Consider the following 1,113-nt stretch of genomic DNA (forward strand, 5'->3'; position numbering starts at 1 on the left):
TGATCCTCCCCCTCTGAAGTGGTCCGCCGTTATGGTTAAGAAAACGGAGGAACCACATGGCGAACAAGCGACCGAAGCCGGAAGAGATTGTCTCGAAGTTGCGACAGGTTGAGATATTGATGGGGCAAGGCATGTCCCGTCTGGATGCAATCCGGCAGATTGGTGTTGTTGAACAGACCTATTATCGCTGGAAGAAGAAGTACGGCGGAATGGGTACGGATCAGTTGAAGGAACTCAAGCGCCTTCAAAAAGAGAATGAGCGTCTTCGAAAGGCCGTCTCGGATCTGACCCTGGACAAACTGATCCTGACGGAGGCGGCCAAGGGAAACTACTGAGCCCCGCCCGTCGCCGTGCCTGCATCAACCATGTGCGCCGCAAACTGCGTGTCTCAGAACGCCGGGCGTGTCGTGTTCTGAAACAGCACCGATCCACACAGCGAAAGCTGCCGAAAGGTCGAACTGACGAGAAGCGCCTGGTGGCGGACATGATAGAATTGGCCCGCCAGTATGGCCGCTACGGTTATCGCCGGATCGCGGCTTTGCTGAGAGATGCGGGCTGGCAGGTGAATGACAAGCGCGTCGAAAGGCTTTGGCGTCGGGAGGGGCTGAAAGTGCCAATGAAACAACCAAAGAAGGGGCGGCTCTGGTTAAATGATGGATCGTGTGTTCGGCTGCGGCCGGAGCATCGAAACCACGTTTGGAGTTATGACTTCGTACATTGTCGAACGGATGACGGAAAGGCGTTCCGCACGCTCAACGTTATCGATGAGTACAGCCGGGAGTGCTTGGCGATCCGAGTGGACCGCAAGCTAAACTCCGGCGATGTCATCGACGTTCTGAGTGACCTGTTCATCATGCGCGGTGTGCCAAGCTACATTCGCTCCGACAATGGCCCTGAGTTCATTGCCGTGGCGGTGCAAGACTGGATCAATGCAGTTGGAACAAAGACCGCATACATCGAGCCAGGCAGCCCATGGGAGAACGGTTACTGTGAAAGTTTCAATGCGCGGTTCAGAGATGAGTTCCTGAATGGAGAAGTCTTCTACAGCCTAAAAGAAGCGCAGATATTGATCGAAGAATGGAGGAAACACTACAACACTAAACGCCCGCACAG

General features: G+C 54.6%; 1 protein-coding gene. It reads left to right on the top strand.

The window, feature by feature from the left end:
* Nucleotides 1-56: 56 nt before the first annotated feature.
* Nucleotides 57-1,113, top strand: a protein-coding gene (locus AC2FPW_RS04215; protein ID WP_496812655.1) for an IS3 family transposase whose coding sequence is annotated in 2 segments (ribosomal slippage) — nucleotides 57-321 and nucleotides 321-1,113 — 1,058 coding nt annotated over the 2 segments. Because the reading frame shifts where the segments join, the coding sequence is not laid out codon by codon here. This gene is flagged as partial in the annotation.

Source organism: Ruegeria sp. SATB027 (assembly GCF_059613825.1).